The 12,895-nt window shown below is 40.2% G+C and carries 14 protein-coding genes; 12 read left to right on the top strand and 2 right to left on the bottom strand.

Annotation, left to right across the window (positions count from 1 at the left end):
* Positions 1–7: 7 nt before the first annotated feature.
* From atpA to H153_RS0104590, 12 genes are all read left to right on the top strand, one after another.
* Entirely contained in the window at positions 8–1,516 is a 1,509-nt protein-coding gene (gene atpA, locus H153_RS0104645) for a F0F1 ATP synthase subunit alpha (RefSeq protein WP_022846984.1), read from the top strand.
* A gap of 14 nt (positions 1,517–1,530) precedes the next feature.
* On the top strand, positions 1,531–2,391 hold the full coding sequence (gene atpG, locus H153_RS0104640; protein WP_022846983.1) for an ATP synthase F1 subunit gamma: 861 nt from the start codon (positions 1,531–1,533) through the stop codon (positions 2,389–2,391).
* A gap of 11 nt (positions 2,392–2,402) precedes the next feature.
* Positions 2,403–3,851, top strand: a complete 1,449-nt coding sequence (gene atpD / locus H153_RS0104635) for a F0F1 ATP synthase subunit beta (RefSeq protein ID WP_022846982.1) — start codon at positions 2,403–2,405, stop codon at positions 3,849–3,851.
* 15 nt (positions 3,852–3,866) lie between these two features.
* Positions 3,867–4,298: an ATP synthase F1 subunit epsilon gene (locus H153_RS0104630; RefSeq protein ID WP_022846981.1), complete on the top strand. Its 432-nt coding sequence runs from the start codon at positions 3,867–3,869 to the stop codon at positions 4,296–4,298.
* 157 nt (positions 4,299–4,455) lie between these two features.
* Positions 4,456–4,866, top strand: coding sequence for a gamma-glutamylcyclotransferase family protein (locus H153_RS09325; protein WP_022846980.1), 411 nt, complete (start codon positions 4,456–4,458; stop codon positions 4,864–4,866).
* 75 nt (positions 4,867–4,941) lie between these two features.
* Positions 4,942–5,439, top strand: coding sequence for a hypothetical protein (locus H153_RS0104620; protein ID WP_022846979.1), 498 nt, complete (start codon positions 4,942–4,944; stop codon positions 5,437–5,439).
* Complete coding sequence (locus H153_RS0104615) at positions 5,429–6,142, top strand: hypothetical protein (protein WP_022846978.1); 714 nt, start codon at positions 5,429–5,431, stop codon at positions 6,140–6,142. Before H153_RS0104620 ends, H153_RS0104615 begins: the two co-directional genes overlap by 11 nt.
* Before the next feature lie 11 nt (positions 6,143–6,153).
* Positions 6,154–7,083 (top strand): class 1 fructose-bisphosphatase, encoded by a 930-nt coding sequence (gene fbp / locus H153_RS0104610; RefSeq protein ID WP_022846977.1) that lies wholly within the window; start codon positions 6,154–6,156, stop codon positions 7,081–7,083.
* Positions 7,084–7,087: 4 nt separating this feature from the next.
* Positions 7,088–8,020 carry a hypothetical protein gene (locus H153_RS09320; protein WP_081638847.1) on the top strand — a complete coding sequence of 311 codons (933 nt, stop codon included), beginning with the start codon at positions 7,088–7,090 and terminating at the stop codon, positions 8,018–8,020.
* Positions 7,956–9,983: a polyphosphate kinase 1 gene (gene ppk1, locus H153_RS0104600; protein ID WP_027720014.1), complete on the top strand. Its 2,028-nt coding sequence runs from the start codon at positions 7,956–7,958 to the stop codon at positions 9,981–9,983. Before H153_RS09320 ends, ppk1 begins: the two co-directional genes overlap by 65 nt.
* A complete protein-coding gene (gene sixA, locus H153_RS0104595) occupies positions 9,980–10,453 on the top strand; it encodes a phosphohistidine phosphatase SixA (protein ID WP_022846975.1) in 474 nt (157 codons plus the stop codon). The genes ppk1 and sixA overlap by 4 nt, the downstream gene beginning before the upstream one ends.
* A 7-nt stretch (positions 10,454–10,460) precedes the next feature.
* Positions 10,461–11,057 carry a class I SAM-dependent methyltransferase gene (locus H153_RS0104590; RefSeq protein ID WP_022846974.1) on the top strand — a complete coding sequence of 199 codons (597 nt, stop codon included), beginning with the start codon at positions 10,461–10,463 and terminating at the stop codon, positions 11,055–11,057.
* Positions 11,058–11,081: 24 nt separating this feature from the next.
* Here H153_RS0104590 and lpxC read toward each other — a convergent pair whose 3' ends face one another.
* Positions 11,082–12,011, bottom strand: coding sequence for a UDP-3-O-acyl-N-acetylglucosamine deacetylase (lpxC, locus tag H153_RS09315; RefSeq protein ID WP_022846973.1), 930 nt, complete (start codon positions 12,009–12,011; stop codon positions 11,082–11,084).
* A gap of 161 nt (positions 12,012–12,172) precedes the next feature.
* Complete coding sequence (locus tag H153_RS0104580) at positions 12,173–12,874, bottom strand: biotin--[acetyl-CoA-carboxylase] ligase (RefSeq protein WP_022846972.1); 702 nt, start codon at positions 12,872–12,874, stop codon at positions 12,173–12,175.
* Positions 12,875–12,895 lie beyond the last annotated feature (21 nt).

The raw sequence follows: 12,895 nt of genomic DNA, 5'->3' as shown, positions 1-12,895 counted from the left end.
TGAAGGGATGCAGGTGAGAGCAGAAGAGGTTTTAGAATTAATAAAGAAGCAGATTGAAGAGTTTGAGTACTCCATAAAGTTTGAAGAAACCGGTATTGTTATTAAAGTTGGTGACGGTGTTGCGAGGGTTTACGGACTTGAGGACGTAGAGTACGGAGAGGTTGTTGAGTTTGAAGACGGCACAGAAGGAGTTGCTTTTAACCTTGAAGAGGACAACGTAGGTATCGTTCTTTTAGGTGAAGGAAAGGGAATTGTTGAGGGTGGAAAAGTAAAGAGAACAGGTAGGATACTTGACGTTCCTGTCGGTGATGCTCTTATAGGAAGGGTGGTTGATGCTCTTGGTAATCCAATAGATGGAAAGGGCGATATAGACTATGCAGAAAGAAGAGCAGTTGAAAGGATTGCACCGGGTATCGTTACAAGAAAACCGGTTCATGAGCCTCTTCAGACAGGTATTAAAGCTATCGATGCCCTCATTCCTATCGGTAGAGGACAGAGGGAGCTTATCATTGGTGACAGACAGACAGGTAAAACAACTGTTGCGATAGATACAATTCTTAACCAGAAAAGAGAGAACGTTATCTGTGTTTACTGTGCTGTAGGACAGAAAAGATCAACGGTTGCTCAGACAATAGAGCTTCTCAGAAGATTTGGTGCTCTTGATTACACAATTGTCGTATCTGCTACAGCATCAGAGCCGGCTGCACTTCAGTATCTTGCACCATTTACAGCGGTAACAATCGCTGAATACTTTAGAGATACAGGGAGAGCTGCTCTTATCATATATGATGATCTTTCAAAGCAGGCAGTTGCATATAGAGAAATGTCACTTCTTTTGAGACGTCCTCCAGGTCGTGAGGCTTATCCTGGTGATGTTTTCTACCTCCACTCAAGGCTTCTTGAAAGAGCTGCTAAGCTTAACGATGATCTTGGTGCAGGCTCTCTTACAGCTCTTCCAATTATTGAAACAAAAGCCGGTGACATTTCAGCGTACATTCCGACAAACGTTATCTCTATTACTGATGGTCAGATCTTTCTTGAAACGAACCTATTCTACAAGGGACAGAGACCGGCTATTAACGTTGGTCTGTCCGTTTCAAGGGTTGGTGGTGCTGCCCAGATTAAAGCTATGAAGCAGGTTGCCGGTAAGCTCCGTCTTGAGCTTGCAAGATACAGAGAGCTTGAAGCTTTTTCTCAGTTCGCTTCAGACCTTGACCCTGCCACGAGAGCACAGCTTGAGCGTGGAAGAAGGATGATGGAGCTTCTCAAGCAGCCTCCTTACAGCCCTATTCCTGTTGAAAAGCAAATTGTTGCCTTCTTTGCAGCTATCAACGGTTACATTGATGACATTCCAGTGGAAAGCGTTACGAAGTTTGAAAGAGAGCTTTACGCTTTCATGGACGCTGAGCATCCTGAGATTCTCAGTGAAATTCTTGAGAAGAAGAAGATTGATGAAGAGCTTGAGAAGAAACTCCATGATGCTGTGAAGAAGTTCAAGGAGACCTTTGAAGCCTAAGAGAGGGTATAACAATGCCAAGTATGAGAGACATTAAGAATAAAATTAAAAGCTTAAAAGGAACAAAGCGGATAACGTCTGCTATGAAGGCGGTATCCGCTGCCAAACTTCGTAAAGCACAGGCAGAGCTTTACAGGATTCGCCCTTATGCGGAAGTAATGAGAGGGATGATTCAAAACGTTTGTTTCAGAGGTAACGTTGTTGAGCTTCCAATTCTTGCAAAGAGGCCGGTTTTCAGAATAGAACTTGTTCTTATAGGTTCTGATAAAGGTCTCTGCGGTGCTTTTAATTCAAACATCATAAGGGAAGTGAGGAAATTTGCTAAAGAGAAAAAGAAAGAGGGAATAACTCTCAGTCTAACTACGGTTGGTAATAAACTTTCCCAGTTTTTCACAAGACATTCAAAACTCAAGGTACGTAAAGAGTACAGGGACATTTTTAGAAGGATAGGTGCACCTCTCGCAGAGGAGATAGCAGAAGAGCTTTACACTGGATACGTTACGGAATACTGTGACGAAATCTACCTTGTTTACAACAAGTTTGTAAATCCCCTCGTTCAAGAAGTAACGTTTGAAAAATTGCTTCCTCTTGAGCCTGAAGAAACAGAATTTAAGACAGAAGGTGAGTATTACATGGAGCAGGATGAGTCCATAATTGATGATGCTGTTAAGGCTCACATGAGGGCGGCTGTTTTAAGGGCTCTTAAAGAGTCTGAAACTTCTGAACACGCTGCACGTATGACAGCTATGGACAACGCTACAAAGAACACTGAGGATATGATTCATAAGCTTACGCTTTCATTTAACAAAGCAAGACAGGCGGCAATTACCAAGGAGCTTATTGAAATTACAACAGCTATTGAGGCAATGAAATAGGGAGGATAGGAATGGCTGAGCACAGAGGAAAAATTGTTCAGATTGTAGGACCTGTTATAGATGTTGAGTTTGCTGATGGAAAATTACCTGAACTTTACCACGCACTCTACATTCCTGATGTAAAACAGGTTACATGGGATGGTAAGGTAACAAAAGGAAAGCTTTTCATGGAAGTTCACCAGCACCTTGGTGATAATAAAGTTAGATGTGTTGCTTTTGGTGCTACTGAAGGTCTTAAGAGAGGAATGGAAGTTATTGATACAGGCGACTATCTAAAAGTTCCTGTTGGACATGCTACACGGGGAAGAATCTTTAACGTTGTTGGTGAGCCTGTTGATGCTGCAGGACCTGTTGAGGCTGAAGAATATTGGCCTATTCATAGAGAGACACCACCTCTCACTGAGCAGAAGGCTACAGCTGAGATTTTTGAAACTGGTATTAAAGTTATTGACCTGCTTGAGCCTTACGCAAAAGGTGGAAAGACAGGACTGTTCGGTGGTGCTGGTGTTGGTAAGACGGTTCTTCTTATGGAGCTTATCCACAACGTTGCTATGAAACACGGTGGTTTCTCAGTGTTTACCGGTGTTGGTGAAAGGACAAGGGAAGGTACAGATCTCTGGCTTGAAATGAAGGAGTCAGGCGTTCTTCCAAATACGGTTCTTGTTTATGGTCAGATGAACGAGCCTCCAGGAAACAGATGGCGTGTTGCTATGACCGGTATTACAATGGCTGAGTACTTCAGAGATGTTGAAGGAAGAGATGTTCTCTTTTTCGTTGACAACATGTTCAGATTTATTCAGGCAGGTTCAGAGGTTTCTGCTCTCCTGGGCAGGATTCCTTCTGAGGTTGGTTATCAGCCAACACTTGCTACAGAGGTTGGTAAGATTCAGGAAAGGATTACTTCAACTTCTAAAGGTTCTATTACGTCAGTTCAGGCCATTTACGTTCCTGCTGACGACTTTACAGACCCGGCTCCATTTACACTGTTTGCTCACCTTGATGCTACAACTGTTCTTTCAAGGGCCCTTGCGGAGCAGGGTATTTATCCTGCTGTTGATCCTCTTGAGTCAACATCAAGAATGCTTGCGCCAGAGTATGTTGGTGAAAGACACTACAGAGTTGCAAGGGAAGTCCAGAGATATCTTCAGAGATATAAAGAGCTTCTTGAAATTATTGCTATTCTTGGTATGGAAGAGCTTTCAGAAGAGGATAAGCTTGTCGTTCACAGAGCAAGAAGGATTCAGCTCTTCCTAACCCAGCCGTTCCACGTTGCTGAGGTCTTTACAGGTATGCCAGGTAGATACGTAACAGTTGAAGAGACAATTGAAGGTTTTGAAAGAATTATCAGCGGTGAGCTCGATCATCTTCCAGAAAACGCTTTCTACATGGTTGGTAACATAGAAGAGGCTATAGAAAAAGGTGAAAAACTCATGAAAGAGGCAGAAGCTACTAAAGCTTAAATAAGGAGCTGATTGATGGCTGCTAAAAACATATTAACGGCGGTAGAGGTTCGTATAGCATCTCTGACGGGCAAACACATATCCGGTATTGCTAAAGAAGTATATGTGGATATGGATAATTCAGTGGTTGGTGTTCTTCCCGGACACCAGCCTGAGTTTTATAGATTTGCCGCAGCGGCAGTTACCTTCATTACACCCGACGGTAAAGAGGAAAAATGTTACGCTTACGATGGATTTCTTGAAATTGAGCAGGATCAGGTTTTGATTGCCGTAAGGGACATCTTTCGTCCTGGAGAGATAGCAACCGAGGATGTGGAGAAGGAGATAAGAGAACTTGAGGAAGAGCTTAGGAATCTTCCCGAAGAAGAAGTAGATAAAAAGGTCAAGCTTGAAAGGGAGATAGAGAAGAAGACTTACCTTTTAAGAAAGCTTTCCTTTAACCGGTAAGCTTCATATTAGTGATTTTTAAGCTCTGGGGCCCCACACAATTGTGTGGGGCCTTTTAATTTTGGTCACATAAGGGTAGTTATTTGCTTTTTTTCTCTTGAGTCTCTTATGCTATGGGAGTAAAATAGAAAATGCAATTTAATTAATGGGGAATGGGATGTTCCAGCTCCTGTTTGTTTATGGAACGCTTATGTCCGGGTTCTCAGCTAACGTTTTTCTCTCTGACAATCAGTTTATTGGATACGGTGTTTTGTACGGTGCACGATTGTTGCATCTTGACGACGGTTATCCTGCGGTTGTTGATGGAGATGGTAGAGTGTTTGGTGAACTGTACCAGGTGGATACCCTAACTCTGAAAGCCATAGATTTTTTTGAAGATTTTTTTGAGGCTTTCCCGGAGAGAAGTCTTTACATAAGGACTATAAGACCTGTCAGGCTTTTGCCCTATGGTGATTTTGTAGATGCATGGGTCTATATTCTGAATCCCTGCTTCGTTGATAGTAAAAGTTACATTGAGATACCGGGAGGTAACTGGAGAGATTTTCTTAAGAAATTATTAATGCTATAATTTGCGTATAGTGGAATCTTAGAAAACTTCTTGTTGATGTTTAACGATGAAAATAAAAAACGGAGAGGAGTATTTATGTTTGGTTTTCTAAAAAAATTTTTCAATGTTGAGGAAAAAAAGATAAAAACCATTGCGGAGCTTTTTGAAAAAAAATCTGAAGAAATAGAGACAGGTGAATGGATAGGTCACGCAATTGTTTCCTCAGAAGGCCTTACTATTTATTCAAAAGTGAAAAATCCTTACTATAAAATAGAGAGGCTTTTCCCTTATTGCGTTAGAATTTACGATACCATTTTAAAGTTTCATGAAAAATCCAATGCTTCTTTTAAAGATAGGCCTTTTAAATTGCCAGAAGTTGTTGCTTATAGAACCGAATCGATGGAAGAAATTTTTATTTTAAAAAGAGCTTGTTTGGATTTTGACATATATCTTATATGGATATGTGACCCGACAGCGACTTCCTCAAACTTCTCCACCGATAAGATGATGACCAAGCTTTCTTTCTGGTTAAAGTCTGTTGCCGGAGAGCTTGAAACTATTTTAGAGAAGAGGAAAGAGCGAAATGAAACTTGAAGAGATACTCTTCGGTCTTATAGGGACTGGCGGGAGCTGGCAGATTTATCTTAAGACTGCTAACGGTAAAGGTACTATTGCTGTAAAGAATGGTTCTATCGTATCTGTAAAGTATTCAGATGCAGTTGAAGACCTTGTTGGTGAAGAAGCGTTGAAAGAAATAATAAAAGAAGCAGACATTGTTCAAAGCCTCGATCTGCAGCCCCTTAAAGGTAGAGTTGATGAAAACATTGATTGTGATTTTTCGAAGCTTATGTCTATTTTTGAAAATCTTCAAATAGAGAGAGAGGCAGTTCAGGAGGTTATGGCGAACCTTTCCAAGATAAAATCCGGAGAAAAACCTTCCGTTTCAAATTTTAAAGAACTTTTAGAGACCTGTTCTCGTATTTTTTCAGAGGGTGCCATTGATGCAATCTTTCTTTTTGACAAGGACGGCGTTTTTAAAATAGAGGGTAGTGTTGAGGATATTTCAATTAACCTGAAGGATTCTTTTGATGTGTTTACAGAATCTGTGCTGGCTATTTGTGGTGATACCTTTGTGGATATGATTATTAATATGGGCGTGAAGTTTATCTACGCTGTTTACAATTTAAGTTCAGAATCGGCTATTATTGCGGTAGTAGATAGTAAAGAGAGGGCTAATTTCGAGCTTGATCAGGATGAGATTAAAGAGGCGTTTACGGAGACGCTCAAAAAGATTTAGCGGAGGTAGCTATGATTCCTTTAACAACTTACCTGTTTCAGAAAGCTGTTGAAAACCCGGCTATAGACGACAACCTTGTTTTGGTAGTTAACGAAATAGCCTCTGCGGCAAAGACCATTTCAGGAAAGGTGAGGAAGGCGGCACTGCTTGACATTCTTGGTTCGGCTCAAAAAACTAACGTTCAGGGTGAAGAGGTTCAGAAACTTGACGAGCTTGCCAACGAGATTATTCTTGAAACGCTTAAATGTACGGGAAAGGCGTGCATGCTTGCCTCTGAAGAGGTTGAAGACTGCCTTGTCCTTTCGGATACCGGCTATTCCATAGCTTTTGATCCTCTTGACGGTTCTTCAAACATTGATGTTAACGTTAGCATAGGCACTATCTTTTCCATTCAGAAGGAAGATGTTAAAAAGCCGGGAAGGGAACAGATAGCGGCCGGTTACGTTATATATGGACCAAGTACGATGCTTGTCCTTGCCTTTAAAGGTTCCGTTTCTGTTTTCTGCCTTGATCCTGAAAGTGGTAACTTTATCCTTGTTAAGGATAACTTTAGAATGCCTGAAAAGGGAAAAATTTACTCAATAAACGAAGCAAACTACCACAAGTGGACAGAAGATGGCCTGAGAAAGTTTATAGATTCTCTTAAAAATCAGAAATATACTTTAAGATATGTTGGTTCAATGGTTGCCGACGTTCACAGGACGCTTTTTAAAGGCGGTATATTTATCTATCCTGCCGATGTTAAAAACAGGAATGGAAAGCTGAGACTTCTTTATGAGGCTAATCCTATGTCCTTTATAGTTGAAAATGCCGGTGGATTAGCAACGACCGGCAGAGAACCGATACTTGATGTTGTTCCTCAGGAGCTCCATCAAAGAGTTCCTGTTATTCTTGGTAGTAGATGGGAAGTAGAAGAGTGCCTTAAATACCTGAATGGATGATGATTTGAAAAGTGTAGCTGTTATTGATATAGGTTCAAACACTATAAAACTTGCCGTTTATAGAGTTGATGTTGGGAAGAAGAAGTTTAAGGAGGTTTACAAGGAGTCGGTTTATGCCCGGCTCCTTAATTGTGTTGATGAAAGTGGCTATCTTACAGAAGAAGGCTTTTTAAAAGCACGTATTGCCCTTGAATCTTTTAAAGAGAAAATTTCTTTTTTCCAGCCGGATGAGACTATAGCTTTTGCCACTTTTGTTATAAGAGAGATAAAGAATCGTCAGGAATTTCTTGAAAGGATGAAAGACCTGTTTGACATAGAGATTCTTTCGGGAGAGGCAGAGGCTTACTATTCAACTCTTGGTGCACTTGCTGATGTTAAGTATAAAACTTTTCTCACGTTTGATATAGGCGGTGGAAGTCTTGAACTCTGCAGAATAAAAAATCGCCATATAGAAAGGTGCAAAAGTTATCCCCTTGGAACACTTGAATTTAAGGACTGCCTCTCTCAAGAAACCGGAAAGTATGATATTAAATGTATAAGAGAAAAGGTTAAAAGAGGCGTTGCGCCAGATAAAAGCCTTTTTGGAGAATCATCAAGGCTTGTCGGGATTGGCGGAAGCATAAGGGCGATAAAAAAAATAACAGGAAAAAGAAAAGTAAAAAAGAAACTTTTAAAAGATGCTGTGAAGGAAATAAAAAAATTGTCTCCTGCAGAGCTCGCCTTTAAATACAAGATTTCCATTGAGAGAACGAAAACGGTCTTAACGGCTTCCGTGGTTGCTTTGCAGATTATGGATATATTTAATTGTAAAGAGCTTGTAATTTCAAAATACGGTATCAGAGAAGGAATAATTTACGAAAGGGTGATAAAAGGTGAGAAAAGAAATAGACCTGTCAAGTCCGAAGTTACTGATAAACAGGGAGTTAAGCTGGCTTGAGTTTAATCGCAGAGTTCTTGAAGAGGCTGAAGACGAAACAAATCCACTTCTTGAAAGGCTGAAGTTTCTTGCAATATTTTTCACAAATCTTGATGAATTTTTCATGATAAGAGTTGCCGGTTTAAAGCAGCAGATTTCTGCAGGTATTAATCGTCCGTCACCTGACGGTTTGACACCGAAGGAGCAGTTAAAGAAAGTTTCTGCAAGAACTAAAAGTTTGTTAAAAAACGTTGAGGTTCAATACAGGAAGCTTGTCAGGGAGCTTAAAGGCAATTCTATCTATTTTCACCGTTACGGAAAGCTCAACAAAACCTTAAAAAAAATTGCAGACAGATACTTTTACGAGTTTGTCTATCCTGTTTTAACACCACTTGCAGTGGACATAACCCACCCGTTTCCTCACCTTTCAAATTTAAGCTTTAACGTTATCGTTGAAATTCACGAGGAAGAGTTAAAGTTTGGTCTTGTTCCCGTGCCGAAGAATTTGCCGAGATTTATAAAACTAAAAGAGGACGATAAGGAAATTCATTACGTTCTTCTTGAAGATTTGATTATCCATCACATAGAAAGCTTATTTCCTGAACAGAATATTGCAGATGTTGCAACAATAAGGATTACAAGGGATGCTGACATCGTTATTCAGGAAGACGAAGCAGATGACCTTTTGGAAGAGGTAGAAAAGGGAATAAGAAAGAGGCGTTTTGGAAAGCCTGTTAGACTTGAGATAAACAACTGTTCTGAGTATATGCTTAATTTTTTAAAAGATGAGCTTGAACTGAACGAGGAAGATGTATTTTCGCTTAACATTCCTCTTAACCTTTCCGATCTCTGGAGCGTTTACGAAACCATTGACAGGCCGGAGCTTAAGTTTCCAATATATACGCCGTTTTATCCTGGTGCTTTTAATATTGATATCTTTTCTGCTCTGAAGATGAAAGAATTTGTTCTTTTCCATCCTTACGAATCGATAGATCCTGTTGTTGAGCTTGTTGAAGAGGCGGCAGAAGATCCCAACGTTCTTGCTATTAAGCAGACTCTCTACAGGGTTGGTAAAAATTCGCCGATAGTTGAAGCCCTTAAAAAAGCTGCGCAGAACGGAAAAGAGGTGGTTGCCGTTGTTGAGATAAAGGCGAGATTTGATGAGGAGAGCAATATTACGTGGGCTAAACAGCTTGAAGAGGAGGGCGTTCATGTAGTTTATGGAATTCCGGGACTTAAAACTCACGCTAAACTTTTGATGATAGTGAGGCGGGAAGATGATACACTCAAACGTTACGTTCACATAGGAACAGGCAACTACAACGTTGCCACGGCCAAAATCTATTCAGACATTGGTTTTCTCACCACTGATCCTGTGATTGGCAAGGATGTTTCAAAGCTTTTCAACGTTATAACCGGCTACTTCCATCCGCCGGAACTTAGCAAAATTTACATGTCTCCCGTTACTCTTAAAAGAAAAATCCTTCAGCTGATAGAGAGAGAAGCGGAGGCAGGAAAAGAGGGAAGGATCGTTGCAAAGATGAACTCTCTTGTGGACCCTGAAGTTATCAGGGCGCTTTACAGGGCTTCTCAAAAAGGTGTGAAGATAGACCTTATCGTCAGGGGAATCTGTTGTCTGAAGCCGGGAATAGAAGGTGTAAGTGAAAACATAAAGGTAATAAGTATTGTGGGCAAATACCTTGAACATGCAAGAATCTTTTACTTTAAAAACGGTGGTAATGAAGAGATATACATAAGCAGTGCTGACTGGATGCCCCGGAACTTCCACCGTAGAATAGAAACGATGGTGGCAATTGAGAATTCGGAGCTTAAATCTTTCCTTAAAAAGATTCTTGAAATCCAGCTTAAAGATACGGCAAAGGTCAGGATACTTACGCCAACAGGTGATTATATCCGTCCTGAAAAGAGAGACTTTAACTCTCAGGAGTATTTTGAGAAGTGGATAAGGGAGGTTAAAGTATGAGGGAGATTTTTCTGATAAGACATGCAAAGGCTGTTGATAGAGAAAACTGGAAAGGCGATGACTGTGACAGGCCTTTGAAGGAAAAGGGACGGAAAGAATTCAGGGCATTTGCTGAGAGGATAAAGAATCTGTTTCCGGAAAAACTTACAATTGTTTCAAGTCCCTGCGCAAGGGCACTTGAGACGGCACAGATACTTTCCGATGTTATCGGAGCAGATGTTAAAACAACGGAGCTTCTGTTTCCCGATGCCGATGTTGACGATTACTTGAAGGTTTTGAAAAAGTTTGACGGAGATATTGCTATCGTTGCACATCAGCCTGACCTTTCCATCTTTTTAAACGAGCTTGTCTGTATAAATCCTTCCCGGATAAAGTTTAAAAAGGGTGGTGTTGCAAAGGTTGTTAAAAAGGATGGGAGGTTCTTTTTAGAGTGGTTCATGACACCTTTAGCTGTTGAAGATATTGAATGAGCGGTGAATGAAAAGGATAAAACTTTTAAAAGATATTTTTCGCAGATTTACAGGTAAGGGCCTTTATCCCTATCAGCTTTCTTTCCTGCTTACAGTTCCTTTCAGGAAGTTTTTCATTTCGCCTGTTGATATTGCCAACTTTCTTGATTTTAAAGAGGATTCATCTGTTCTTGAGATAGGATGTGGTCCCGGATATTTTACATCTGAAGTGGCAAAGCGTATTGGTGATTCGGGATTTTTCTGTGCTGTTGACATTCAAAAGGAAATGGTGGAAAAGGCGAGAGATAAATTGAAAAGAATGAACGTTGATAACGTTTCTTTTAAAGTTTGTGATGCTGTTTCCCTTCCATTTCCTGAAAACAGTTTTGATATTGTGTTTTGTGTTGCCGTTTTAGGTGAGGTTCTCGATAGAGAGAAACTTTTTTCTTCGGTATGGAAAGTTTTGAAGCCCGGTGGAAGATTTGTTGTCGTTGAACAATCGGGGGATCCTGATAGTTTGTCAGGAGAAGAGCTTTTAAGTTTGTCGGAAGAGAAATTTATATTGAAAGAAAAGATAAAAAGACGGTTTTATGTTGCCTATAAATTTGTGAAGCATATAAATTAAGTGTTTTAGGATTGAAAAAACTTATTATTCGGCCTGTAAATTTTCCAGCGTATCTGGATTTAATGTTAGGGATCTTTCTTTTTCGTTTTCCTCTTCAAATTCCACCACTTCGTAGAGTTTTTCTTCATAAATCTTCCTCACAAAGGCAGCGTTTAGTGCGTGTCCCGTTTTATAGGCTTCTATATCTGCAAGGAGAGGATGTCCAAGTATGTAGAGATCGCCAACCAGGTCAAGTGTTTTGTGCGCCACAAATTCGTTTTCCATTCTCAATCCTGTTGGGTTAAGAATATCGTACTTGTCTATCACTATCGCGTTGTCAAGGCTCCCGCCTCTTGCAAGTCCTTTTGATTTAAGCCATTCAACTTCTTCAACAAAGCAGAAGGTTCTTGCCTTTGATAGTAGTTTTTCAAAGTTTTTAAGTGAATGAACGTACTCTATTGTCTGGTAACGAACTTTTTTATACGTATGGTTGAAAGATATTGTGTTCTTTATTGATAAAACATCTGAAGGCTTTGCAGTTATGTATTTGTCTTCGTGTTTTACTTCTACGTGTTCTTTTAGCTTCAGGTACTTTCTTTTTCTGTTCTGCTTTCTTATGCCTGCGTTTTCAAACAGGTATATGTAAGGTGCGGAACTTCCGTCAAGTATCGGTACCTCTTCGCTATCAATGTATATGTAAAGGTTATCGATGCCGAAAGCAGAAAGAGCTGCAAGGAGATGTTCTACGGTTTTGACGATAACACCGTCCTTTTCAAGGTTTGTGGCATAAAAGAGCTGCGTTGTGTTTTCAGGTGAAACCTTTATTTCAGGTAGGGAAGGGATATCATTCCTGACGAAAATTATTCCCGTGTTGACGGGAGCCGGAACGATTCTTACATTTACCTTCTTTCCCGTGTGAAGGCCGATACCACTAAATGTTATTTCTCTCTCTATAGTTTGCTGGTAAATCTGCATTCTCTTATCATCTCCTTGCGTTTTTACTCCCTGAATATATAGCAATTTGCATGCCACTATTAACGGTTTTCTTTAACATAGATTAAATGCCTTATTTTCATTGCCTTAACAATTCTGACATCCTTCCGGCTCCCTCTAAGTTTTTGCATTTGTGCAAAAATTCAAAATCTTACACTTATCTCTGCAGAGAAAAGTCTTTCTACTTTTCCATCTTTTTCAACAATCAGGCAGCCTTCTCTATCAATACCGAGGGCGGTTACCTTTTCTATTCCATCCTGTTTTTTAACAATTATCCTGCTGCCCGGTTTTACAATCGATAGAGATTCAAACTCCTTCGTTTCAAACGTTCCTTTTACAGTTTTATCAAAATAGTTTACGACGCTTTCCACTAAACTGAGGGTCAGCGTTTCTCTATCAAAGTCAACCTCTTCAAGTTTTAGAGAGGTTGCAGGATATTCTGTTTCTTTCAGTTCTTCTCTTGAGTGTAAAAGATTCACTCCTATCCCTACGATGATTCTGTTTCCTGAGAGTTCCGGCAGGATACCGCACACCTTTTTGCCGTTAAATAGAATATCGTTAGGCCACTTTATCCTGAAACCTTTCTTTAGAGTGTTCAACGTTTTTGCAACTGCAACGGCCGTTGATAGACTGACTATTTGAACGTTTGAGAAGTTTTTTGGCTTTTCAAATAGGAACGATACGTAAAGTCCTTTTCCCGGCGGTGATATCCACTTTCTGCCTCGCCTTCCCTTCCCGCCGGTCTGGTGATTAGCGGTAACGACAGTAATAGGTTTGTGACTTTCCCTTTTCAAATATTCATTTGTGGAATCTATCGTTTCAAGGCTTATAATCTTTATGTTCATAATTTTTACCTCTTAAGGAGG

This window comes from Desulfurobacterium sp. TC5-1, assembly GCF_000421485.1.
In the GTDB taxonomy this organism is placed as follows: domain Bacteria; phylum Aquificota; class Aquificia; order Desulfurobacteriales; family Desulfurobacteriaceae; genus Desulfurobacterium_A.
The sequence above is the reverse complement of the archived record's forward strand: the minus strand, read 5'-3'. Positions and strand labels throughout refer to the sequence as shown.

What these genes read in the sequence shown, in the direction of transcription:
- H153_RS09325 (WP_022846980.1), top strand. Translation starts at nt 4,456, where the DNA reads ATGTTCCAGCTCCTGTTTGTTTATGGAACGCTTATGTCCGGGTTCTCA.
- atpA (WP_022846984.1), top strand. Translation starts at nt 8, where the DNA reads ATGCAGGTGAGAGCAGAAGAGGTTTTAGAATTAATAAAGAAGCAGATT.
- fbp (WP_022846977.1), top strand. Translation starts at nt 6,154, where the DNA reads ATGATTCCTTTAACAACTTACCTGTTTCAGAAAGCTGTTGAAAACCCG.
- H153_RS0104630 (WP_022846981.1), top strand. Translation starts at nt 3,867, where the DNA reads ATGGCTGCTAAAAACATATTAACGGCGGTAGAGGTTCGTATAGCATCT.
- atpD (WP_022846982.1), top strand. Translation starts at nt 2,403, where the DNA reads ATGGCTGAGCACAGAGGAAAAATTGTTCAGATTGTAGGACCTGTTATA.
- sixA (WP_022846975.1), top strand. Translation starts at nt 9,980, where the DNA reads ATGAGGGAGATTTTTCTGATAAGACATGCAAAGGCTGTTGATAGAGAA.
- atpG (WP_022846983.1), top strand. Translation starts at nt 1,531, where the DNA reads ATGCCAAGTATGAGAGACATTAAGAATAAAATTAAAAGCTTAAAAGGA.
- H153_RS0104590 (WP_022846974.1), top strand. Translation starts at nt 10,461, where the DNA reads ATGAAAAGGATAAAACTTTTAAAAGATATTTTTCGCAGATTTACAGGT.
- lpxC (WP_022846973.1), bottom strand. Translation starts at nt 12,011, where the DNA reads ATGCAGATTTACCAGCAAACTATAGAGAGAGAAATAACATTTAGTGGT.
- H153_RS0104615 (WP_022846978.1), top strand. Translation starts at nt 5,429, where the DNA reads ATGAAACTTGAAGAGATACTCTTCGGTCTTATAGGGACTGGCGGGAGC.
- H153_RS0104620 (WP_022846979.1), top strand. Translation starts at nt 4,942, where the DNA reads ATGTTTGGTTTTCTAAAAAAATTTTTCAATGTTGAGGAAAAAAAGATA.
- H153_RS0104580 (WP_022846972.1), bottom strand. Translation starts at nt 12,874, where the DNA reads ATGAACATAAAGATTATAAGCCTTGAAACGATAGATTCCACAAATGAA.